Annotated in this window: 24 protein-coding genes; 18 read left to right on the forward strand and 6 right to left on the reverse strand. The window is 42.9% G+C overall.

Annotated features, from left to right (window positions below):
- The first annotated feature begins 42 nt into the window (after positions 1-42).
- From tnpA to G564_RS20575, 3 genes are all read left to right on the forward strand, one after another.
- Complete coding sequence (gene tnpA / locus G564_RS0104735; RefSeq protein ID WP_029036650.1) at positions 43-495, forward strand: IS200/IS605 family transposase; 453 nt, start codon at positions 43-45, stop codon at positions 493-495.
- Between the two features lie 163 nt (positions 496-658).
- A complete protein-coding gene (locus tag G564_RS0104740) occupies positions 659-1,474 on the forward strand; it encodes an SDR family oxidoreductase (RefSeq protein ID WP_029036651.1) in 816 nt (271 codons plus the stop codon).
- Positions 1,475-1,670: 196 nt separating this feature from the next.
- Positions 1,671-1,937 carry a PIN domain-containing protein gene (locus tag G564_RS20575; protein ID WP_051205310.1) on the forward strand — a complete coding sequence of 89 codons (267 nt, stop codon included), beginning with the start codon at positions 1,671-1,673 and terminating at the stop codon, positions 1,935-1,937.
- A 380-nt stretch (positions 1,938-2,317) separates the two neighbouring features.
- Here G564_RS20575 and G564_RS0104755 read toward each other — a convergent pair whose 3' ends face one another.
- A complete protein-coding gene (locus G564_RS0104755; RefSeq protein WP_029036652.1) occupies positions 2,318-3,544 on the reverse strand; it encodes a BaiN/RdsA family NAD(P)/FAD-dependent oxidoreductase in 1,227 nt (408 codons plus the stop codon).
- A gap of 122 nt (positions 3,545-3,666) precedes the next feature.
- Here G564_RS0104755 and G564_RS0104760 point away from each other — a divergent pair, with 122 nt between their 5' ends.
- The 12 genes from G564_RS0104760 (at position 3,667) to G564_RS20455 (ending at position 11,583) form a co-directional block, all read left to right on the forward strand.
- A complete protein-coding gene (locus G564_RS0104760; RefSeq protein ID WP_029036653.1) occupies positions 3,667-4,515 on the forward strand; it encodes an SDR family oxidoreductase in 849 nt (282 codons plus the stop codon).
- An 89-nt stretch (positions 4,516-4,604) separates the two neighbouring features.
- On the forward strand, positions 4,605-5,462 hold the full coding sequence (locus tag G564_RS0104765) for an SDR family oxidoreductase (RefSeq protein ID WP_029036654.1): 858 nt from the start codon (positions 4,605-4,607) through the stop codon (positions 5,460-5,462).
- Positions 5,463-5,729: a SemiSWEET family sugar transporter gene (locus tag G564_RS0104770; RefSeq protein ID WP_029036655.1), complete on the forward strand. Its 267-nt coding sequence runs from the start codon at positions 5,463-5,465 to the stop codon at positions 5,727-5,729.
- Positions 5,730-5,834: 105 nt separating this feature from the next.
- Positions 5,835-6,518, forward strand: coding sequence for a guanitoxin biosynthesis heme-dependent pre-guanitoxin N-hydroxylase GntA (gntA, locus tag G564_RS0104775; RefSeq protein ID WP_037373518.1), 684 nt, complete (start codon positions 5,835-5,837; stop codon positions 6,516-6,518).
- 2 nt (positions 6,519-6,520) lie between these two features.
- Complete coding sequence (locus G564_RS0104780) at positions 6,521-7,141, forward strand: FMN-binding negative transcriptional regulator (RefSeq protein WP_029036657.1); 621 nt, start codon at positions 6,521-6,523, stop codon at positions 7,139-7,141.
- A complete protein-coding gene (locus G564_RS0104785; RefSeq protein ID WP_029036658.1) occupies positions 7,125-7,706 on the forward strand; it encodes a DUF1989 domain-containing protein in 582 nt (193 codons plus the stop codon). Before G564_RS0104780 ends, G564_RS0104785 begins: the two co-directional genes overlap by 17 nt.
- 544 nt (positions 7,707-8,250) lie before the next feature.
- Positions 8,251-8,583 (forward strand): ArsR/SmtB family transcription factor, encoded by a 333-nt coding sequence (locus G564_RS0104795; protein WP_029036659.1) that lies wholly within the window; start codon positions 8,251-8,253, stop codon positions 8,581-8,583.
- 18 nt (positions 8,584-8,601) lie between these two features.
- Positions 8,602-9,375: a metallophosphoesterase family protein gene (locus G564_RS0104800; protein ID WP_029036660.1), complete on the forward strand. Its 774-nt coding sequence runs from the start codon at positions 8,602-8,604 to the stop codon at positions 9,373-9,375.
- 21 nt (positions 9,376-9,396) lie between these two features.
- Positions 9,397-10,425 carry an ACR3 family arsenite efflux transporter gene (gene arsB / locus G564_RS0104805; RefSeq protein ID WP_029036661.1) on the forward strand — a complete coding sequence of 343 codons (1,029 nt, stop codon included), beginning with the start codon at positions 9,397-9,399 and terminating at the stop codon, positions 10,423-10,425.
- Between the two features lie 54 nt (positions 10,426-10,479).
- Positions 10,480-10,914 carry a hypothetical protein gene (locus tag G564_RS0104810; protein WP_037373520.1) on the forward strand — a complete coding sequence of 145 codons (435 nt, stop codon included), beginning with the start codon at positions 10,480-10,482 and terminating at the stop codon, positions 10,912-10,914.
- Positions 10,911-11,399, forward strand: a complete 489-nt coding sequence (locus G564_RS0104815; RefSeq protein ID WP_029036663.1) for a nuclear transport factor 2 family protein — start codon at positions 10,911-10,913, stop codon at positions 11,397-11,399. The genes G564_RS0104810 and G564_RS0104815 overlap by 4 nt, the downstream gene beginning before the upstream one ends.
- Positions 11,386-11,583 (forward strand): hypothetical protein, encoded by a 198-nt coding sequence (locus G564_RS20455; RefSeq protein ID WP_029036664.1) that lies wholly within the window; start codon positions 11,386-11,388, stop codon positions 11,581-11,583. Before G564_RS0104815 ends, G564_RS20455 begins: the two co-directional genes overlap by 14 nt.
- 452 nt (positions 11,584-12,035) lie before the next feature.
- Here the strand turns inward: G564_RS20455 and G564_RS0104825 are convergent, their stop codons facing one another.
- Positions 12,036-13,379 carry a serine hydrolase domain-containing protein gene (locus tag G564_RS0104825; RefSeq protein WP_029036665.1) on the reverse strand — a complete coding sequence of 448 codons (1,344 nt, stop codon included), beginning with the start codon at positions 13,377-13,379 and terminating at the stop codon, positions 12,036-12,038.
- A 150-nt stretch (positions 13,380-13,529) separates the two neighbouring features.
- Here G564_RS0104825 and G564_RS0104830 point away from each other — a divergent pair, with 150 nt between their 5' ends.
- A complete protein-coding gene (locus tag G564_RS0104830; protein ID WP_029036666.1) occupies positions 13,530-14,384 on the forward strand; it encodes a DUF5694 domain-containing protein in 855 nt (284 codons plus the stop codon).
- Positions 14,381-15,367 (forward strand): DUF3471 domain-containing protein, encoded by a 987-nt coding sequence (locus G564_RS0104835; RefSeq protein ID WP_029036667.1) that lies wholly within the window; start codon positions 14,381-14,383, stop codon positions 15,365-15,367. The genes G564_RS0104830 and G564_RS0104835 overlap by 4 nt, the downstream gene beginning before the upstream one ends.
- A 51-nt stretch (positions 15,368-15,418) precedes the next feature.
- Here the strand turns inward: G564_RS0104835 and G564_RS0104840 are convergent, their stop codons facing one another.
- The 4 genes from G564_RS0104840 to G564_RS18595 all read right to left on the reverse strand — a co-directional run bounded on the left by G564_RS0104840 (position 15,419) and on the right by G564_RS18595 (position 22,005).
- Positions 15,419-17,041: an aspartate:alanine exchanger family transporter gene (locus G564_RS0104840; protein ID WP_029036668.1), complete on the reverse strand. Its 1,623-nt coding sequence runs from the start codon at positions 17,039-17,041 to the stop codon at positions 15,419-15,421.
- 244 nt (positions 17,042-17,285) lie between these two features.
- A complete protein-coding gene (gene pflA / locus G564_RS0104845; protein ID WP_084625580.1) occupies positions 17,286-18,074 on the reverse strand; it encodes a pyruvate formate-lyase-activating protein in 789 nt (262 codons plus the stop codon).
- A gap of 95 nt (positions 18,075-18,169) precedes the next feature.
- On the reverse strand, positions 18,170-20,407 hold the full coding sequence (pflB, locus tag G564_RS0104850) for a formate C-acetyltransferase (RefSeq protein WP_029036670.1): 2,238 nt from the start codon (positions 20,405-20,407) through the stop codon (positions 18,170-18,172).
- Positions 20,408-20,709: 302 nt separating this feature from the next.
- Positions 20,710-22,005, reverse strand: coding sequence for an L-lactate MFS transporter (locus G564_RS18595; protein ID WP_051205311.1), 1,296 nt, complete (start codon positions 22,003-22,005; stop codon positions 20,710-20,712).
- Positions 22,006-22,181: 176 nt separating this feature from the next.
- Between G564_RS18595 and G564_RS18600 the strand changes: the two genes are divergently transcribed.
- Complete coding sequence (locus tag G564_RS18600) at positions 22,182-22,577, forward strand: hypothetical protein (protein ID WP_051205312.1); 396 nt, start codon at positions 22,182-22,184, stop codon at positions 22,575-22,577.
- The last annotated feature ends 124 nt before the right edge of the window (positions 22,578-22,701 follow it).

Raw genomic sequence — 22,701 nt, forward strand, 5'->3', positions numbered from 1 at the left:
CGGAGAATTTTATCAGCCCTGAAAGGGCGTAATATAATAATCATGGGACAGTCACTCGTAAAGAACTATATCCACTTGGTTTTTAGCACCAAGCATCGGCAACCATTGATATACGCACCTGTGGAAGTGGAACTGCACAACTACCTTGGTGGGATTTGCAATCGACTCGACTGTCAGGTAATAAAAATTGGAGGCCATTTCGATCATATCCACATACTTTGTATGTTATCAAAAAAATTAGCCCTGATAAAACTAATTGAAGAATTAAAATCGCACTCATCAAAATGGATAAAAACCAAAGGCGTGGGATATGAAAAGTTTTACTGGCAAGATGGATACGGAGCCTTCTCGGTAAACCCTTCTGAGGTAGATACTGTTACCACTTACATTTCAAAGCAACACGAACATCATCGAAAGAAAACTTTTCAGGATGAATATCGGGATTTTTTGAAAAAATATAATGTTGAATTTGACGAGCGCTATGTCTGGGATTGATATCGAAATAGCGCCTATTAAATTACGCCCCTGCAGGGCTTTGATGTGATGGCTTTGTTATTTTTCATCCCGCTTCACGGGATGCTGGTATATTACGCCCCCTCAGGGCTTTAAATTTTATTTCTTCCACAAAATGCGGGAGTGACTCAATAAAAAAAGAACTATGACTAAGACAATTCTAATAACTGGCGCCTCCAGCGGAATTGGCCGTGCAACCGCTAAACTCTTTGCTGAAAAAGGTTGGAATGTGGCCGCCACCATGCGTTCCCCCGAAGAAGAAAGCGAGCTAAGGGAAAGATCAAACCTGAAACTTTACAGGCTGGATGTGACAAAAAAGGAGCATCTGCAAAATATTATCTCACAGGTGGAAGATGATTTCGCCTCTATAGATGTCTTGTTCAACAATGCCGGCTATGGCGCCGTGGGCGCTTTTGAAAAATCTACAGAAGAAGAGGTGCTACAGCAGTTCAGAGTGAATGTGTTTGGGGTAATGGAGCTCACCCGCGAATTCATTCCCTATTTCAAAAACAAAGGAGAGGGAATGATCATTAACACCTCCTCCGTAGTCGGCCGGTTTACCATTCCGCTGTACAGCCTGTACTGTTCGAGCAAATGGGCGCTTGAAGGTTTTACCGAAGCCCTGCAATATGAACTCAGGCAATTCAATATCAGGGTAAAAATGATCGAACCCGCAGCCATAAAAACAGATTTCCACGGCAGGTCGCTTATGGTCTTTGAAAATGATTCCGTTAAAGGTTATGAGAAGATGGAGAAAAATATTCTCAGCGGAATGAGAAAGCGGAATGAAAAGGCTTCGGGTCCCGAAGTAGTGGCAGAAACAGTTTGGAAAGCGGCGAACGATGGCAGTCAAAAACTACGCTATCCTACCGGTAAAGGTGCGGGCGCAGTGCTGTTCGCCAGGAAGATCCTGCCAACTTCCTGGTTTAACAAAATGGTGCTCAAACAGCAGAATCGTTAGTCATAGCCTGCGCAGCCAAATACCCACCGGTCCAGGCATTCTGAAAATTGAAGCCGCCGGTGATAGCGTCGATATTTAAAACTTCTCTTGCCCAAAAGTATAATTAAAGGTGCCTCTTTCCTATGGCTAAATTTACTGGAGATAGGAAATAAAGTGCTAATCAAGAATATATCTCAAAATTCAGTAAATTTAAAGAGTGAAAAATCAGCGGATTTATATTGACACGTCGGTCTTTGGCGGTTATATTGATGATGAATTTCAAGAATTTACAGTCCCGCTTTTTGAACGAATGCAAAAGGAGGAATTTATAATTCTATTTTCAGATGTTACCCAGGAAGAATTAGAATTTGCGCCTGAAAAGGTCAAAAAACTTGTAACGGGACTAAAAGAGGATCTAACAGAGTTAAATAAAACAGATGACGAAGTAGTTGAGTTGGCAGCAGAATTATTAATGAGTACGTAGTTGGCAAAACAAGTTATGCTGACTGTCTTCATATTGCATTGGCGACAATTAATCGAGCTGATATTTTATTAAGCTGGAACTTTAAACGCATTGTAAATATCGAGCGGATACGGGGCTATATTCCATTAACATTAAAAATGGTTATAACCAATTGGAAATTCGCTCCCCAAGAGAATTAATGAGTTATGGAAACGAAGAATAAAAAAAAATTTGATGCTGTAGGATTCATGCGGGAGCAACGGAAGACATTGAGCGAGAAGTTAACAAAAATGACTAAATCCGAAATCATTGATTACTTTGAAAGAAAAGGATCGGAAAACAAAGTAAGGCCCCGTGGCTAACACTTCATGACTATAAATAATTGCTTTAAAATGTATTAATTACAGGGCAGTCATAGCCTGCGCAGCCAAATACCCACCGGTCCAGGCATTCTGAAAATTGAAACCTCCCGTGATGGCATCGATATTTAAAACTTCCCCTGCCAGGAAGAGGTTTTTGCAGACCTTGCTTTCAAAAGTTTTAAAGTTCACCTCTTTAAGCTCCACGCCACCGGCTGTAACAAACTCCTCCTTAAAGGTACTTTTCCCATGCACCTGAAAACTGCCGCCGGTAAGCTGTTGCTGCAATTCTTCAAGCTGTTGTTTATTGAGGTCTGCCCATCGTATTTCAGCATCAATTCCTGAAGCATTCAACAGACTCTGCCACAGTCTTTTTGGAAGTTCGAATTGCGCATATTTATGTGGAAATTGCTTTGCATTTTCCTTTTTTAAGCGCAGCAGTTCTGCTTCCACTTCTTCAGAAGAAATTTCGGGAAGCCAGTTCACCTCGATTTCGAAGTTTTTTTTGTCGCTGAGCTCTCGCGCACCCCAGGCGGAAAGTTTCAGGATTGCCGGTCCGCTCATACCCCAGTGGGTGATCAATAAAGGTCCGGAGGTTCCCAGTTTTGTCCGCTTCAGTTTGACCACGGCATTTGTGGCAACTCCGGGCAGATCCTTTATCCGTTTATCGCTAATATTAAAGGTGAACAGCGAGGGGACACCGGGGACAATGCTATGACCAAGATCCTGCAGTAAATTCCACATTTTTGGGTTGCTTCCTGTGGCAATCATCACTTTTTTAGCGACAAAATTTTCCTGTGAAGTAGAGATCTCCCAGTGATCATTTTTCTGCTGCAGCCCCTGCACGGCTCTCTTGGTAAGCAGCTCAATTTTTAACCTTTTTGACTCCTGTAGAAACAAGTCTATTATTGTTTCTGAAGAATTCGACTCCGGAAACATTCGCCCGTCCTCCTCGATCTTCAGTGGTACCCCTCTCTTTTCGAACCATTCGATAGTATCGCCTGTCATGAAGGAGTGAAAAGGTCCGCGGAGTTCTTTTTCCCCCCGGGGATAATTCCGGGTTAGTTCTTTGGGAAGAAATTCGGCATGGGTGACATTGCATCTTCCGCCGCCGGAGATGCGTACCTTATTCAGCACATCCTTTCCTCTTTCGAGGATACAGATTTTGGCTTCAGGAGCCATTTCCGCAGCATTTATAGCTGCAAAGAATCCGGCAGCACCGCCACCAATTATTACAATGTCAAAAGAAAGAGGTTCCAAAAATGTCATTTTTCAGCCCCAAAGGTAGAGATTTCTCACAGACGTTATTCTTTGTTTAAAGCTGCGCTAAATCTTTCTTAAACACCTTCATTTCAGGCCGTTGTTTTATTAACTTAATAAAAATGAAAATTATGAGTAAACCAGAAAATTTTCCGGAACAGGATCAAAATCTACCCGGCAAAGAGCATAAAATGAATCCGGAACCTGAAGTAATCAGGAAGAATTATAAAGGAAGTGAAAAATTAAAGGGCAAAGTGGCCCTTATAACAGGTGGCGACAGCGGTATTGGTCGTAGCGTGGCCGTACATTTCGCCCATGAGGGTGCCAATGTTGCTATTGTCTACCTCGCTGCCGACAAAGATGCTGAAGACACAAAAAAGATGGTGGAAGAAGCAGGGCAGGAATGCCTTGTCTTAAAGGGAGATTTGAAGGAGGAGCAATTTTGCCGGCAGATCGTAAAGGAAACCGTAGAGCGTTTTGGCGGACTCAATATTCTGGTCAACAATGCTGCCATCCAGTACCCGAAAGAATCTCCCGGGCAAATAGATGCAAAGCAACTGCATGATACCTTCAGGACCAATATCTACTCTTTTTTCTTTACTGTAGAAGAAGCGCTTAAACATTTGAAGGAAGGCGATACGATCATCAATACAACATCAGTCGTGTCTTACTGGGGTCACGAGATGCTGCTGGATTATTCCAGTACAAAAGGAGCGATTACCTCCTACACCAGGTCACTTGCAAAAATGCTGGCACAGAAAAACATCAGGGTTAACGGTGTGGCTCCGGGACCCATATGGACTCCTCTTATTCCGGCTACTTTTGATGAAGTTTCAGAATTTGGCCAGAATACGCCAATGGGCCGCGCAGGCCAACCCAGTGAAGTGGCACCGGCCTATGTTTTTCTCGCCAGCGAAGACAGCACGTATATTACGGGGCAGGTCATTCATGTGAATGGCGGAATGGTGGTAGGTGCATAAAAACATCATCTAATAGACGCTAAATCTTTCTTAAACATTCGGCAGCCTTAAAAGCTGTTCTATAACTTTAAGTTCAAAAGCGAGAAGTTATGAGCAAACCAAAGGATCTTCCGAAGCAGGAACAGGAAAAGCAGCCCGGGAAACAGCAAAAAATGCATCCCGAGCCAGAGGTGATTCGAAAAGACTATAAGGGCAGTGATAAACTGAAAGGGAAAGTCGCTCTAATTACAGGTGGCGATAGCGGAATTGGCCAGAGCGTAGCTGTTCATTTTGCCAAAGAAGGCGCCAAAGTGGCTATAGTCTATCTTTCTGAAGACAAGGACGCCAAAGAAACGGTCAAAATGACCGAAAAAGCAGGCTCTGAAGGCCTGGCTATAAAAGGTGATCTTAAAGATGAGAAGTTTTGCAGGGAAGTGGTACAGAAGACGGTGGATAAGTTCGGCGGACTCAACATCCTGGTGAATAATGCTGCCATGCAATTTCCTAAAGAAGAGCCGGAGGAAGTGACTTCAGAGCAGGTTCGGACGACTTTTGAAACTAATATTTATCCTTATTTTTTTACGGTGAATGAAGCCTTAAAACACCTTTCTGAAGGGGATAGTATCATTAATACAACTTCGGTAACGGCATACCGCGGCAGTGAACATTTGCTCGACTATTCCAGCACCAAAGGGGCAATTACCGCCTATACCCGCTCCCTCTCAAAAATGCTTGCAGAAAAGAACATTCGGGTAAATGGCGTGGCTCCGGGTCCTATCTGGACACCACTGATTCCGGCGAGCTTTGACGCAGAACATGTGGCGGAATTCGGTAAAAAAGTTCCGTTGGGAAGAGCGGGACAGCCGAGTGAAGTTGGTCCGGCTTATGTCTTTTTAGCCAGTAAGGACGGTAGTTATATTACGGGGCAGGTGATCCACGTCAATGGTGGCGAAGTAGTAGGAGCATAGATGATAGGCTGGACAGAAGTTTTGGGCCTTACAGCCGGAATTTTTACTACTGCGGCCGTTGCTCCGCAAATCTGGAAGGCTTGGAAGACCAAAGAGGTGGATGATGTTTCCCCGGGGATGTTCTTTGTGCTCATCACAGGACTCGCCCTGTGGGTGATCTACGGAGTATTAACCGGAGATATCCCCATCATCGCCACCAACGGAGTGGCGTTTTGTCTGAATGTCTTTATGCTATTCCTTATTTACCGGTATCGCGAGAAAGTTTAGCTCATAAGGCCATAAGCTGTTAATCTTACTTAAATCTCAACTAACAGATTCTTAAACACTTTTGTAGATGAGCCTTCAGAAGTTATTTTTATCAAAATATAATTTATGTCCCGTGTTACAGCCCCCGGAGTGGAAAAGGAATCCGCTTCTTCTAGAGCAGAATTTGAAGATTTTATAATTGGAAAAGACCATCCATGCTTAATGGCTCAGACCGTATTTAGCATGGACAAGGTGGACTTCCATGAATATAATGACTTCGGAAGCAGGGAAACGGCCAAAGCCATTCTTGCCGACCTGAAGCAATACATAGCCGCTTTCGATTTTGAATCTAATGAATTCCTCACTTTTTTGGCTGCCTTTAAAGGCAAACAGGATAATTCTGAAGAGGAATTTGAAAAAACACTCTGGGAGCAGCTACAACATCTGCATGAGGTCGATGATGCCGATTGGGATGAGGCGGTAAGCCCCGATCCGGAAGATAAAAATTTCAGCTTTAGCCTGGGGGGCAAAGCTTTTTATATAGTTGGTCTGCACCCAAACAGCTCCCGAAAAGCCCGGCAGGCTCCTTATCCTGCTATAGCTTTTAACCTCCACTGGCAGTTTGAGAAGCTGCGGGAAATGAATACCTATCACACCGTAAGAGATAAAATAAGGGAGCGGGATATTGAGCTGCAGGGAAATATAAATCCTATGCTCGAGGATTTTGGAGAGCGCAGTGAAGCCAGGCAATATAGTGGAAGAAAAGTTGGAGAAGAGTGGAAATGTCCTTTTCTTAACCACAAAAAATAAACATGTTCCGGCAACAGAAATATCTAAAGAAAGATCCGCAGTACATTTACGATTTTATACAACAGCATCCCTTTGCAACTTTCGTGCTGCAGGGAGAAGAATTGCTGGCTACTCACATTCCCGTATTGATCACCGGTACTCCGGAAAAATTCCTTTTATACGGACATATTGCTGAAGCTAATGAACAGTACAAATTTCTGAAAGATGGGCTTGAAGCGCTGCTTATCTTCCAGGGTGCTCATGGATACGTATCCTCTTCCTGGTATAAAGACATGAATATTAGCACCTGGGATTATTCGGCTGTACATGTCAATGTAAAGCTGAAACTGCAATCCCGGGAAGAACTGGAAAACAGCCTGCAAAACCTTATTCAGAAGTTTGAGAAAGATCAGAGGTGCCCGATCTATTACAAGGATCTTCCGGATGATATGGTGGAAGATCATCTTCCTCTCATCACAGGGTTCTGGTGTGAACCTGTAAAAGTACAGGCCATAGCGAAACTTCACCAGGGTTTTGAGAAAGATGATGTAGAATCGGTGCGCCGGCACCTGGAAGAGCGGCAGGATCCTTTATCTTCGAAACTTAGCGAAAATTTGAAAAAAGAACATGGTACAGATCATTGAAAAACAAAGCGGCGCGGCATTTAAGCTCCAAAAAGGGCAAAAATTAAAGGTTATTGATCCGCAGGGGGAACAGGTAAGCGACATGGTACTGTTCAATGCCGAAGATACACGGGAAAAGATCTCCTCCGGAAAAACCCTTGATTTTGAAGAAAGCATATTGATCACCAAAGGCAACTGGTTGTGGAGTAACCGCAGCAATAAGATGATGAAGATCCTGGAAGATACTAATGGGCGAAATGATTTCCTTTTAGCACCCTGCAGCCCGGAAACTTTTAAGATCATGTATAACAACCCTAACTATCATCCCAGCTGCTTCGAAAACCTCTATACCAACCTCGCCCCTTTCGGAATAGAACCCGATGATGTGCCCACGGCTTTCAACATTTTTATGAACGTGCAGTTTGATGAGAATGGCAAACTAAGTGTGGATCCGCCGTTGAGCCAATCCGGAGACTACATTCTCTTCGAAGCCGAAATGGACCTCATCGTCGCCCTCACCGCCTGCTCTGCCGAAGACAGCAACAACGGCAGCTTCAAACCTATCCACTACGAGATCCTGGATTAGAACACAAAATCAGAAAGAATTCTGGGAGATCTCACAGAAAAAAGACATAAAAAAAATCCGGAGTGCCCTCCGGATTTTTCTATAACACTATTAAGAACCCGAATCAAATTTGTGAAAGCAAGTAGTTTATATAAATAGCTGCTATTACACCGAAAACAAAAACAGCAAATAATACAGTTTTATTGATCCTAAATTTCATTCTCAGATTTGATTCTGAAATAAATGTATGAATTACGGTTTTCCGTAATACATTCTTAACAAAGCTTTAGTTCCTTTTTGTGATTATATTCGATGAAAGACTTGATTCATCGACAAATTGTAAAAGCTGCATTTTCTTTTGTACAGCAGTTTTCATTGTTGCCTCCCGGATCAATACAGGAAGTAAATTCTCTTCTGCTAAAAGGAAGATCAATATCATTTCTTAAATCAAATCTTTTTACAATGAATCTACAGAAGTTTCTCTACCAGGATTCAAATAGTTTTCTCGGAAGCCACTGTTTATGCATTTTATTGTAATATTGCATTTAATAAATAATTAGAGATCATGGGAATCACTAAATCCGAAATATTTTCTGAAGAACAGAACAAAATTGCTTCTATGGCCAAGGTATTAGGTCATCCCGCCAGGATCTCAATCCTGCAGCAGCTTTTTGAAAGTAACACCTGTATTTGTGGGGACCTGGTAGATAAGATCGGTCTGGCCCAGCCCACCATTTCTCAACACCTGAAGGAACTGAAAAACGCCGGACTCATCAAAGGAAATGTGGAAGGCACCAGTGTTTGTTATTGCATCCACAGAGAAAACTGGGTCGCCATGAAGAAATTGCTCATTTCCTTTCTGGACCATGATATTTCCACAACTTCACAATGCTGCTAACCATTTAAAAAGCTGAATATGAAAATTGCACTTTTCAGTGATATCCACTCCAACCTCCCAGCTTTAGAAGCTTTTTTTAAAGATCTTCAAAAAAGAGAAGTAGATGCCATTTATTGTCTTGGCGATCTGGTAGGGTATAATATCTGGCCAAACGAGGTCACCGAAGAAATTAGAAAGCGAAATATTCCCACCATTGCCGGGAATTATGATTTCGGTATTGGCAGGAACAGCGACGAATGCGGTTGTGCTTACAAAACCGAGGAGGAAAAAGCCAATGGCGCCGTTTCCATTTCCCTCACGAATGAGTTAATTTCAGATAAGAATCGTGCTTACCTGAGAAGTCTTCCGGCGCATATACGGGTGGAATTTCAGCTGAATGAGGATAAGCTCAATTTGCTCCTGGTTCACGGAAGTCCCCGAAAGATCAATGAATACCTGTTCGAAGACAGGGCAGAAAAAAGTCTGCTGCGCATCATGGAAGATGCCGATGCCGATATTATGTGCTTTGGCCACACCCATAAGCCTTACCACCGCATCCTGAATTCCGGGACCGAAGAAACTCCGCATTACCGGCACGCGATCAACCTGGGATCAATAGGTAAACCTAAGGACGGCGATCCCCGCGGTTGCTACGTGATCCTTAACATAAATGAAACTTCTTCTGTTCTCAACAAAGACAGCATTAAACCGGAATTCATCAGGTTTGAATACGATGTCGAGAAAGCCGCACAAGCCGTGGAAGGCAGCCGACTGCCTAATGCTTATGCAGAAAACCTCAGAAACGGAAAATAAATTCCTCAAAAACTAACCCCCATGCCAGAACAAAAACGAATCGCCTTTTTCGAAAAATATTTGAGTCTCTGGGTCGCCTTATGTATAGCTGCCGGAATCCTGATTGGTAATCTCGCAGGAGATGCCATGCAGGTGGTGAGCAGCTGGGAGATCTATCAGGTAAATATTCCAATTGCCATTCTCATTTGGATGATGATCTATCCAATGATGCTGCAGATCGATTTTACCAGCATCAAAAAAATCGGCCGCCGGCCCAAGGGAATCGTGCTGACAGTGATCATGAACTGGCTGGTCAAGCCATTTACCATGGCATTTTTTGCATGGATATTTTTTACAAAGATCTTTGCCGCATTCATTGATCCTTCAATGGCCGGGGAATATATCGCAGGAGCCATTATTCTCGGCGCCGCGCCCTGTACCGCAATGGTCTTTGTCTGGTCTTACCTTACCGACGGGGACCCGAATTACACCCTCATGCAGGTATCGGTGAACGACCTCATCATCCTGTTTGCCTTTGTCCCTATCGTGGGACTGCTTTTAGGAATTACAGATGTGGTGGTGCCTTATGAAACCCTCATATTAAGCATTCTTATTTACGTTGTAATTCCGCTGGTGGCCGGGATCCTTACCAGCAAACTTCTTATAAGCTCAAGAGGCAGGGAGTGGTTCACGGGAGAATTCCTTCCAAAATTCAAACCTGTAAGTGTCATTGCATTACTACTTACCCTGGTCTTGCTCTTCGCTTTTCAGGGGGAGAATATTTTGAACAATCCGTTCATCATTGTTCTTATTGCCGTCCCGCTTATCATCCAGACCTATTTCATTTTCTTTGTTACCTGGTTTTCCGGAAAAAAGCTCAACCTGCAACACCAGGTTTGTGCCCCGGCAGCGATGATTGGTGCCAGTAACTTTTTTGAACTTTCTGTGGCCGTGGCTATAGGTCTCTTCGGATTGCAAAGTCCGGCGGCGCTGGTATGCGTGGTGGGAGTTCTGGTGGAAGTTCCGGTGATGTTGTCGCTGGTGAATTACGCCAACAGGAAGAAATATTAAAGTCTGAAGCTTTCCCCGCTCCCCCAATTGAAGAAGTTTTAATAGCTTTAGATCATGAGTCGGGAAAGCTTTAGGGAAGTTCAAAAATTCACCCAATGGTGGCTGTGGTTATTGCTGCTCTCGCTCGGCATCATTTTGATATATAACCAGGCAGCAAATCTTGGCGCACTTATCCTGGTGGTGATAAGCCTGCTGTTCCTTTCCCTGCGCCTTATTACAGAAGTGGATAAAAAGGGAATAAAATTTCACTATTTTCCTTTTCTGAAAAGAGCGTATAAATGGCAGGAAATTGCCTCTGCACAGGTGGTCGATTATGGCTTTGCCGGTGGCTGGGGCATCCGGTTATATACCCCTTATGGTACCATCTATAATGTAAAAGGCAGCAAAGGCCTGGCGGTTGAACTAAAAAATGGTAAAAAATTCTGTCTGGGAACCCAAAAGCCGGAAGCACTTCAAAAATTACTTTCATCTATAAACCTTCAAAAATGACATTTAAAGCTTCTCTTTTTTTTCTGATCATTTTACTCACTGCTTCTGCCTTTGCGCAGGTACCAAAAGATTCAGAACTTTTTGAGGCGCTAAAAAAGAACGACAGCCTGCTCTTTGATGCAGGATTCAACAACTGCGAAATTTCAGCTTTTGAGCACCTTATTGGTGAGGATCTTGAGTTCTACCATGATCAGGGCGGACTTACCACCAACAAAGAAGATTTCCTGAACAACGTACGCAACAACATCTGCTCCTCGCCCGATAAAAAACCAATTCGCAAGCTGGATGCGGAAAGCCTGGAGGTTTTCCCGCTGTACAGTAACGGAAAATTATATGGCGCCATCCAAAAAGGCAGGCACGACTTTTTTATCAAAGAACCCGGCAAAGAATTATACCAGACCAGTTCCGCCTTATTCACTCATGTATGGCTTCTTGAGGACGAGAAATGGACCTTAAAAAGGGTGCTGAGTTATGATCATCAATAGGGTTCCAAAAAGGGCATTTTCGGGAGGTATTTATTTTCTTTGTTTCCTCCTCTTTTATAGCTGCGGAAGATCTTCGGAAGAAGGCATGATCGCTGCCGCACTTTCTGATTCTGAAATGAACTGGATTTCTGAAGAAAGTGAAAACGTTACATTATACAATAATCCATATACATTATTCATTTAAAAGGTTTCACACAAAGCTCACGAAGTCAAAAAAGAAGAGCACAAAGAAATTGTAATTCATTTGCTGCTTTTTATTTCATTTCAATAGAGGTCTTAAAGTCTATTATTTCAGCTTATTTAATATAAAATATTCAATATACCTTATACAATACAAATGTTTCCCGCAGATCCCGCTGATCTTCGCAGAACAACTAATCCCTAATCACCAATTAACCCTTTTTGGAATTTGGTGATTGGTGATTGGTGATTGGTGATTGGTGATTGGAATTTAATTATTGCTATTTAAAAAGCCACGGATTCACGGATAATTCTATTTACTCATACCCTTATTCTTTTCATTCTCAAATCCTCAAATCACCAAATTTGCAAATCAATAATTGATCGTTGTTCATTCATCCTTTTTAATTGAAAAATTCATTTTCAAATCCTCAAATCACCAGATCATTAAATCAGTTATTGATCATTGCCAATTGAATTGATCACTTCCCTCAGAAAAACATTCAAATCAAATTCCGGGTGTTCTGCGAGTCCGAAGCGGACAACGACCAGGTCTTTGGAGGGGATGATGAAAACGTGCTGCCCCTGAAAACCATTGGCCGAAAAAAGGTCCCGCGGCACATCTGGATAAATTCCGCCGGCATTGAGCCAGAAATGGGCGCCATATTGTCCATCAGATCCTTCCACTGGCTGAACAGTGTAATCCACCCAGTCTTCAGTGAGGATCTGCTCTCCATTCCAGTTACCTTTATTGAGGTACAATAAACCGAATTTCGCCCAATCGCGGGCCGTAGCCCAGGAATAGGAAGAGCCGACATAATTTCCTGAAAGATCGGCTTCCACTGTCATGGAATGCATTCCGATCTTATCGATCAATTCCCTATACCAGAAATCCAGGTATTCCTGCTGACTCTCAAATTGATCTCTGATATAACCCGAAAGCAGGTTGGAAGTACCCGAAGAATAATTCCATATCTCACCCGGCTCCCCTACCAGAGGTTTATGCAGCTGTACACTGGTCATATCTTCGGCAAGGAAAAGCATTTTCGTAACATCAGATATTTTTGAATAATCCTCTTCCCATTCCAGGCTGCTGTTCATTTGCAGGAGATCGTTCAGCGTAATCTGCGCCCTCTTGTCATTCTTCCATTCCAGGAAAAGATGATCCTGTTCGACAGAAATCCGGCCCTGCTCTTCCAAAACGCCCAGAACAGCACTCGTTATACTTTTGGTCATGGACCAGCCAAGGAGTTTTGTGTCTTCAGTAAAACCTTCAGTATATTTTTCAGCAAGGAGATGGTCCTTATGAAGCACAACAACAGCCCGGGTTTTATGCTCCTCAAAAAAGGCATTTTCGAGGGCTCTTTCCAGCTGATCATAATTCACTTCAGGAAAAAGAGTATCTACAGGTTTTTCGTGGCCGAAAGGAAAAGGCAGCGGCAGGGCAGTCTGATTACGCCGCGGACTTACATCAGGGAAGTCATTTCTGTCTCCGCCTTCGGGAAGAAGGATACAGCCGAGCCCGGGACTAAACATTGCGGTCCGTTTCTTTAGTCCGAAGACAGTAGATGATGCAGCCTTATTATCACGATCTATCTCATAATCTGAAAGGTGGACAGGATCGAAATTATTGTCCTGTGTGGCGACAGTTTCGGGATCACGACCTGCTTCATACACGCAGGAACAAACATTTTTTGCAGCAAAGCCGGTGATAAGAATGAGGCGGGGGTAGTAAATATAACCCACAACTCCCAGTGCCAGAAAAATAAAAATAAGAAGGGCAGTAACAATCTTTTTCATGAAGGAATATTGGGAATTTAAATATAATCGTAATTCTCTATACCTTCCAAAAATGGGAAAATAAAGCCCTTTTTTAGGTCTTCAATAATCAAACAGCAGCAGCTGTAGAAAAAATTCGATAGATTTATCTTTTATCAACTAAATCATCAAATGAAAATATTATTATCTGCCGCTGTTTTCTTCCTTGTTTGTCTAAAGGGTCATTCACAGGAACAGCCAACAGAAATCCTTCTTCTGGGATCTGATCATCTCACGCAGGTCTACAACAGCAATTCCTCAAATACGGACGTTTTTACTGAAAAAAATCAACAGGGAATAGCTGAATTCGTCTCTGCTTTTAAAAATTTCAGGCCAGATATGGTCATGGTTGAAAACTTACCCGAAGAGAAACCGGAGACAGACAGCCTTTACAGGCTTTACCAAGAAAATCAGCTGAATCTTACCGAGCTGGAATACGGTCGGAGTGAAGTGTTCCAAATTGCCTTCAGAATTGCAAGTGAGGCCCACCTTGAGGAGATCTTTTGTGTGGATGCTCCCGGAGGTACCTCTCATAACATACTCAAAAATGGCAAAAACATAGCCTTTTTTAATTCGGCTTTACAGCAATTAGGAAGCCTGGCAGGTGAGAAAAAAAGGGCTCTAGCAGAGGGTGATATTTCGCTAAAAGAATACCTCACTTTCCTCAATCAGCCTGAAGCTTATAAGGCGATCTACAATGTGCGCTACATAGCTCCTGCCCGTGTTACCCATGGGACTTTCACAAATCCCGATGAAAGAGTTCCTGTTGAGTTTATCAATAATGATTACATAGGCGCAGAACTCATCTCAGTTTTCAAGAACAGGGACTATAAGATATATTCTAATATAGTAACTAATGTAATGGAAAAAGAACCGCAACGAATTGTTTTGGTAATTGGCGTGGGTCATATTGGCTCTCTAAGAAATATACTGAGGGACGACCCTGAATTTAAAGTAATTGATGCCAATCAATATTTGAAATTATGAAAATGCTTGTCGTTTTATTTTACCTGTTCATTTGTGCCTCTACTTTAGGAGAGCTGCAGTTGCAAAAATCTTCGGATGTAAAGAAGAAAATAAATGAACTGGGGGAACGCTATACAGAATTGGGACGCTTCAGCGGAAGCATCCTTGTGGCAGCAGATGGTGAAATTATTTACAGCAACTTTTTTGGAAAAGCAGATTATGAATCACGTAAGTTATTTTCTGAAAGCACAGTTTTTTCTTTGGGCCCCTTTTCAGAATTAATTCTGAACCATACCTGTGAGCAACTACAATCGGAAGTAAATTCAGATTCAATGAAATCTGAATCTCAGAAAGCAGTCGTGGCTCTCATTACTAAACTACATCTGAAAAATACATTCCTGCAAACGGAAGCGCCCGGGAATGCCGCCACGGGATACGTTCACAACATAGGGCCACAGGGAATCGACACGACTCCGGTATCTCAGGATACAGAACTACAACTTTGGACCAATGCTGCAGATCTGCAAAAATTGATAACAACAATAACAGACAAAAGCCTGGTTCAGGACGGTTATTCTGAAAACGGTGGATTCAGTTATGCCATAAGAAAAACGGGGAACCTAAATGTGATCGTCCTTAGCAACCGCAGGCATCCTGTCGCCGATGAAATGACAAAAGGTATTAAGTCGATTCTTGAAGACAAAAATTACATGTTACCGCTCCCTCGCAAAGAGATACAAATTGCCCCTGCATTACTAAAAGAATATGCCGGCAACTATGCTCTTAATCCTAAAATGCAACTCCAGGTTATTACAAATAATGACAGCCTGTTCGTTCTCATGGGGCCTCAAAAAGTGCATTTAAAGCCACAGTCGGACAATCAGTTTTTTATGGAACAGGGGGATTCGGCAATAAGATTTCTTAAAGATAGCGAGGGAAATATTTCTTCTGCAGAATTGCTGGACGGTTTTCTTACAGGAAATAGAATTTCAAGAGTAGAATAAATCCGACACCTTCAGTTTCAGCTTAAATCCGTTAGATATCTCTTGGGAAACCTATAAAACGTAGCTAAGCACTTGTGTAAAGATAATGATCGCAACCAGTGCAAAGGGATACACAGTGGCATAAGCAACCTGTGGGCCTTCGCTGGTCGTCATGGAATCCACAGCACTTAGCCCGGGAGTACTGGTCATCCCACCCGTCAAAGCTCCCAGGACTGAGAGAAAGTTCATATGAAGAAGTAATCTCGCAACAAGAACCCCTACTATCATAGGAATTAAGGTAATCGCCGCTCCAACTGCAAAAAGACTTAGTCCGTATTCCTCTATGGTCGGTCCTAACTGACTACCGGCTGCCAGACCTACAGGAATTAGAAAGAGTAACAGCCCAAACTGTCGCAGAATCTGATTACCGGTGCCCGGGAGATTCCAGAGAATTGGTCCTGTTTTCCCGATTCTGCTCAATACAAGGGCAGCTAATAAAACACCGCCTGTAATTCCCAGAGAAAAGGAAGTGCCTCCGGGCAGAGGTATTTCAATGGCTCCAAGGATCAATCCAATTACTATACCCAGCGCTACCGGCAAAAAACTGGTAGTTTCCACCTCTTTCATGCTATCTCCAAAAAGCTGACTAAGACCATTGACATTTCCCTTTGTTGAGGATATGAAAAGTCGGTCGCCAAATTTCAGTTTTACAGATGGCCTTGCAGGAAGATCAATGCCTGCTCTTCGAATCCGGGTAACCGTAGCTTTATAGTTCTCTCTTAAATTTAATTCTCCCACAGTAGTGTTTACCACATTCCGTTTGGAAACTACATACCATCTAACTTCAAACATCCCGCTCTCAGGAATATCGATAGTTGTTGGTTTTCCTAGAAGCAACTCCACCCTTTTAAGTGCTTCTATTGTTCCTACTGCCCTTACCAGGTCACCTTTACGCAATACAAGATCTGCTGACGGGGGAATAGATGTTTCATTTGCCCTCATGACCCGGGAGATATTTGCCTTGGTCATCATTCTAATGTCCAATTCACGGATAGTTTTTCCGTCGGCATTTTCGTTGGTTATAATAAAGTTCTTATGGGTTACTTTGGGGATCTGGATCTGGGTTTCTTCTGCATATTTCTGTTCTTCCTTAGCCATATTAGTGGCAAAAATCCTGGGAGCCAGCCTTACAAAAAGAATCACCCCAATAACTCCAAAAGGATAGGCTATGCCGTAGCCAATAGATGCCAAAGATGAGCCTGTGGCTTCAATAGCGGCTGCCAGACCGGGGGTGCTGGTTAATGCACCCGAAAATAATCCTGCAGAGATCCTGTGGTCAATATCAAAAGCTATTGCCAGGACAAAAGTTGTAACAGCACCTACCACAACTGTCAAAAAAGCCATGCTTATAAGTTTCCTTCCCTGTGCCTTATAAACTTCAAAAAAGGTTGGCCCCGCCTGCATTCCAATCGTAAAAATGAAAAGCAGCAGACCTATTTGCTGAATTATCCCCGGCAGTGCAAATTCCACGCCCCGGGAGAACATTATGTAACCATAGAACATAGCTACAAATATTACGGCCGAAGAATCAAGAGACAGCCCTCTGTAGGAAAACTTTCCCAGGATGATACCTATACCAATGATTATAAAAAGAGCCACATAATCAATGCTTAGGAAGTCAAGGAGTGAAGACATGTTTTATTTAAGATTTAAATTTTTGAACCAGAAAATCACCTTCCAAAAATGGCTTTTCGGGGCACAATTTTTAGCCTGTAAAGATTCAACTAATTGAATAAATATTTGAAAGAGAATTAAAAATAAAACTTCCGGAACTCATGATCATTTTTATATTATAAATACTCAAAAAATAACACCTGATTTCCATTCCAACGAAAATTGGTGCCGGTACCCGAAGCGTATTAGACGAACTCTGTCTTCCCTAATTCACCCGCACATCTTTGAAATAACTCATGAAGATCGAGGCTGTTTTTTCCACTTTTTGAGCATCGGGCGGAGAGACATCCTTCAGCTTATATTCCATTCCCAGAGCTTCCCATTTATGAACGCCTAACTGGTGATATGGCAGGATCTCTACCCGCTCGATAGTTTTGTAATCTTTAAAATGATTTCCCAATTCATGCAGATGTTCTTCCTGATCACTCCAGCCGGGCACCAGCACATATCTAAGCCACATGGGTTTTCCTGTAGATTCTCTATGTTCGGCTACCTTAAAGGTATTGACATTTGAAAGTCCGGTGAGTTTTTTATGCCATTCGTTGTTAAAATGCTTTACGTCCAGCATCAGCAGATCGGTCACCTCAAGCAGGTCTTTGGCCTGTTGGTCTATAAGCCGGCCGTTGGAATCTAGTACAGTATTTACTCCTTCCTCGTGTAGCCTGTTAAAAAGCTTTTTCAGAATGGAGCGCTGTAGCAGTGGTTCTCCCCCTGAAACGGTCACTCCTCCTTTTTTACCGAAGTAAGATCTTTGTTTTATAGCCCGTTCTACAAGCTCTTCGATCTCAAGAAAATGGCCACCCTTAACGTCCATAGTGTCGGGATTAGCACAGTATAAACATCGAAACTGGCAGCCCTGAACGAATACCACCATACGAATTCCCGGACCGTCGTGGGTGCCAAAAGTTTCAATAGAATGCACCCTCAGCCGGTTGGAAGCTTCCGAATTTAACTGTTCTACTTTTTGTGCAACCAGCAAACCATCTTTGATCATGAGCTTTCCTTTTACTCCGGATTAATAAAAAGCATCAGGAGGTTTCATATAGGGGACTAATGACTGAAACCTCCCAATGCTACAGAAATCAACACTTACATTCTTTCGTGGAAGGTTCTCGCGATCACTTCCAGCTGGTGTGCTTTTGAAAGTCTTATAAAGTTCACTGCATATCCCGATACTCTTATGGTCAACTGCGGATAATTCTCAGGGTGCTCGTAAGCATCCATAAGGGTTTCCCGGTTTAGCACGTTTACGTTAAGGTGGTGCCCGTTGAGTCTGAAATATGCATCCAGTAATCCAACGAGGTTATCGGTTTGATCCTCCCTGTCACTGCCAAGAGACTTAGGCACTATAGAAAAGGTGTTGGAGATACCGTCCTGTGCATCCCGGTAATCCAGTTTTGCCACAGAGTTCAAAGATGCTATCGCTCCGTGTTCATCACGGCCATGCATCGGGTTTGCTCCGGGAGCGAAAGCTTCCCCGGCTTTTCTTCCATCGGGAGTCGCACCGGTCTTTTTACCGTACATCACGTTTGAGGTGATGGTAAGTAAGGAAAGTGTGGAAAAGGCATTTTTGTAGCACTTGTGTTTAGCCAGTTCTTCTGAAAAGAATTTAGTGATCTCACGGGCAATGCTGTCCACTCTTTCATCATCATTTCCGAATTTAGGATAATCTCCTTCCACTTTGAAATCTACCGTAAGTCCTTTTTCATTACGGATTGCCTTCACCTTACCATATTTTATGGCTGAAAGTGAATCGGCAATAATGGAAATACCGGCTATTCCATAGGCCATATCGATACCGGGATCTGAATCTACAAAAGCAAGTTGTGCTTTTTCATAGTAATACTTGTCGTGCATGTAATGGATGATGTTCATGGTCTTGGAGTAAACTCTTGCCACTTCCACCATCGACTTTTTGAAGTTGGTCATTACTTCCTCATAGTTCAGGTATTCACCTTCCAAAGAAGGAATGTTCTCCAGTAATTTCGCACCGGCATTTTCTTCACGGCCTTCATTAAGAGCCATTAAAAGCGTCTTTGGAAGGTTCACCCTTGCACCAAAGAACTGGATCCTCTTTCCAAGTTCCTGGTAAGAAACACAACATGCAATCCCGTAATCATCAGAACCTCTCACGAGTCTCATCAAATCATCATTCTCATACTGAATGGAAGACGTATCTATAGAAACCTGCGCACAGAATTCTTTAAAACCTTCGGGCAGGTCCTGTGACCAAAGTACAGTTAAGTTAGGTTCAGGAGAAGGTCCGAGGTTGTAAAGCGTTTGTAAGAACCGGAAAGAGGTTTTGGTCACCTTGGTTCTTCCGTCGGCAAATTGTCCGCCAATAGCTTCGGTCACCCAGGTTGGATCCCCGCCAAAGATCTCATCATAAGCTTCGGGACGCAGATGTCTTACCATTCGCAGTTTCATGACAAACTGGTCAATGAATTCCTGTGCTTCCTCTTCGGTTATAAAACCTTCAGCAAGATCTCTTTCAATATATACATCAAGGAAAGACGAAACATTACCCAAAGACATTGCGGCACCATCCTGCTCTTTTACAGCAGCGAGGTAGGCCATATATACCCACTGTACGGCTTCACGCGCATTCTGTGCAGGCCTGCTCAGGTCGAGACCGTACATGCTGCCCATTTTCCTGATATCCTTAAGGGCTATGATCTGGTCTGTGATCTCCTCTCTAAGACGTATTTTGTGTTCGGTCATTTCCCCGTCCACAAGACGTTTGTCTTCTTCTTTGGCTTCAATCAAACGATCTATTCCATAGAGCGCAAGACGACGGTAATCTCCAATGATCCTTCCGCGGGCATAATTATCGGGTAATCCTGTAAGGATACCCTGAGAGCGATAATTTCTTATCTCCTCGTCGTATGCAGCAAACACAGCGTTGTTATGGTCTTTGGTATAATCAAAGATCTCTTTAACACGCTGTGTTACCTGCTGACCCTTTTCGGCCACTGCTCCTTCAACCACCCGGATTCCGCCAAAAGGCTTCATAGCTCTCTTTAGAAGCTCATCGGTTTGTAAACCCATAATGACTTCCAGTTCTTTATTTATATAACCTGGTCCATGACTTGTAATACCCGAAATTGTTTCGGTGTCAATAGCCCTGCAGCCATTCCTTTCTCTTTCCTCTTTCATGGCAGCAATGCAAATTTGCCACAGCTGTTTGGTTCTTTCGGTGGCACCGGCCAGGAAAGAAGCATCACCATAATATGGAGTAACATTCAAAGTCACAAAATCCCTGACATCAATCCTTTTGTTCCAGTCTCCTTCGCGGAGCGCAAGTACTTCTCGAGATAGGTTAAGCATAACTTCTGTTTTAGCTGAAGTGGCTTTATTTCTTAGTCTTAGGCCATCTTCCGTTTTAAATTTTATGCAAATTTCTACCGGAATGAATCATTTTAACATGACAATTATCATAATTCTGCCCACCTGAATTTTCCTGAAAAGCTTCAATCGTTTTAGTTAATAAATAAATTTCGAAGTTGGATTTTAAAGGTTTTGACCTGAGATTTCATACTCTTCTACGGGAAATTTCAGGGCGGATAAAAACGAAAAAATGGAACGGTTTCCCGCTCCATCTTTCCATCCTTATTAAACTAAACCTAAAACTAACTTTTTACAGTCTCCAAAACCGGAGTCAGCGGCTGTGCCTCAATTTCATTTTTTATATTCTTTTCCCTAAGCTTTTTAATATCCCTGCGAATGAGGAAAGAGAATAATAAAGCTATTCCCAGCAGGCCTGCGAAGAAATACAGAGTGACATTATAGTTGTCTGAAATTGTCCTGGTCCAGGCGGCGAACAATGGTCCTGCCATTCCTGCTGCTGCCCAGGCGGTCAGAATATAACCATGTATGGCTCCCAGCTGTTTGGTGCCAAACACATCTCCAATATAAGCCGGGATAGTAGCAAAACCACCGCCGTAGCAGGACAAGATCAGGAATATGATCCCCTGAAATACAATTGGATTGGTGGCTGTGGGAAGCAGAAAGAATGCCACCACCTGGATTGAGAAAAAGATGGTGTACATAGCAGGTCTTCCTATATAGTCAGAAAAACTTGCCCATCCAATTCGTCCCACTCCGTTAAAAAGTCCCATGATCCCCACCATAGTAGCCGCAGCCACAACAGTCATTCCTGCATATTCCTGTGCCATGGGGGAAGCAACAGAAATAATAGCAATTCCGCAGGAAATATTGATAAAGAGCATAAGCCACAGATACCAGAAACGTTTCGTCTTGACGGCTTCATTGGCTGTTAACTGAGAAAGATCCTGTTGCACTTTTTTCTTTCCGGAAGCATCAGAAGCATAAAATCCTTTGGGTACCCATCCTTTTGGCGGAGGAGCCAGATATAAAGAAGAAAAAAATATGATCACAAAATAAATACTACCCAGAATGAAGAAGGTATTGGCTATTCCTACTTTAGAGATAAGGAAAACCATCAGCGGACTACTTATAAGTGCCGCAAAACCAAATCCCATGATAGCCAAACCGGTGGCAAGTCCGCGTTTATCGGGAAACCATTTTACAAGGGTGGAAACCGGGGTAATATATCCCAAACCAAGACCTATACCTCCAAATACACCGTAAAAGAGATACAGCAGGTAAATAGATTCCAGGTAAATAGCCAGGCCTGAACCTGCGATCCCTATTCCGAAAAAGATCGCTGCCAGCAATCCCGATTTTCGGGGGCCTTTCTTTTCCAGGTAATGCCCCAGGAATGCAGCCGAAATTCCAAGGAAGAAAATGGCAAGACTAAAGGTAAATTGTGTATCGGCCAGCTCCCATCCAAATTTCTGGATCAAGGGTTTGGTAAAAACACTCCATGCATAAACAGAACCAATAGAAATGTGGATGCCGACAGCAGACGCGGCTATAAGCCACCTATTTTTCACTTTTCCCATGAGAGAAAGATTTTAAGTCTTTTAGAATATCAGGCAAAATAAAAGCAGTTGGCATCAAAAAAATATGACTGAGGTCAGCCGGGAGGAAATCTTCAAAATTTCCGACTGAATTCCTCTCCTAAATGGCATTTTCCCCCTTCAAAATCTTAAATTTGCACCCGCTAAATAACTATAAAATGATTGCAGAGGAAGAGCACCCGGAACAGAGATTACCTGAATTATACTCTAAGAGCCTGATCCTTATATTCGCCATTCTTTTCTCCACCATCTTTGCCGCTGCCCTGCTCATTGTTAATCTCCGGACTCTCGGAAAAATAAAAGAAGCGGGCTGGGTACTGCTTTTCGCAATAGCTTATATCATAGCCACCGCCCTGGTAATGCAGGGTTTTAGCCTCTCCCCTTCCATGACCATAGTGGCAAATGTACTTGGTGCCGCTATTTTAAATGAGTTCTTCTGGAATAAATATATTGGCAGTGACTTCGCTTATAAAAAGAAAAGCTGGATCAAACCTACCCTTATCTCTATCGGAATAGCGCTGATATTTTTCCTGCTTCTTATGGGAAGCATGTGAAGATAGTGGGCAGTGCGCAGTGATTAGTGGGCAGTAGATTTTTTAAAGATGGTTAATTAGTTAATCGGTGATTGGTTCATTGGAATATTTGTTCTGCGAAGATCAGCGTGATCTGCGGGAAACT

The sequence above is a fragment of the Salinimicrobium xinjiangense DSM 19287 genome, assembly GCF_000423585.1.
GTDB lineage: Bacteria > Bacteroidota > Bacteroidia > Flavobacteriales > Flavobacteriaceae > Salinimicrobium > Salinimicrobium xinjiangense.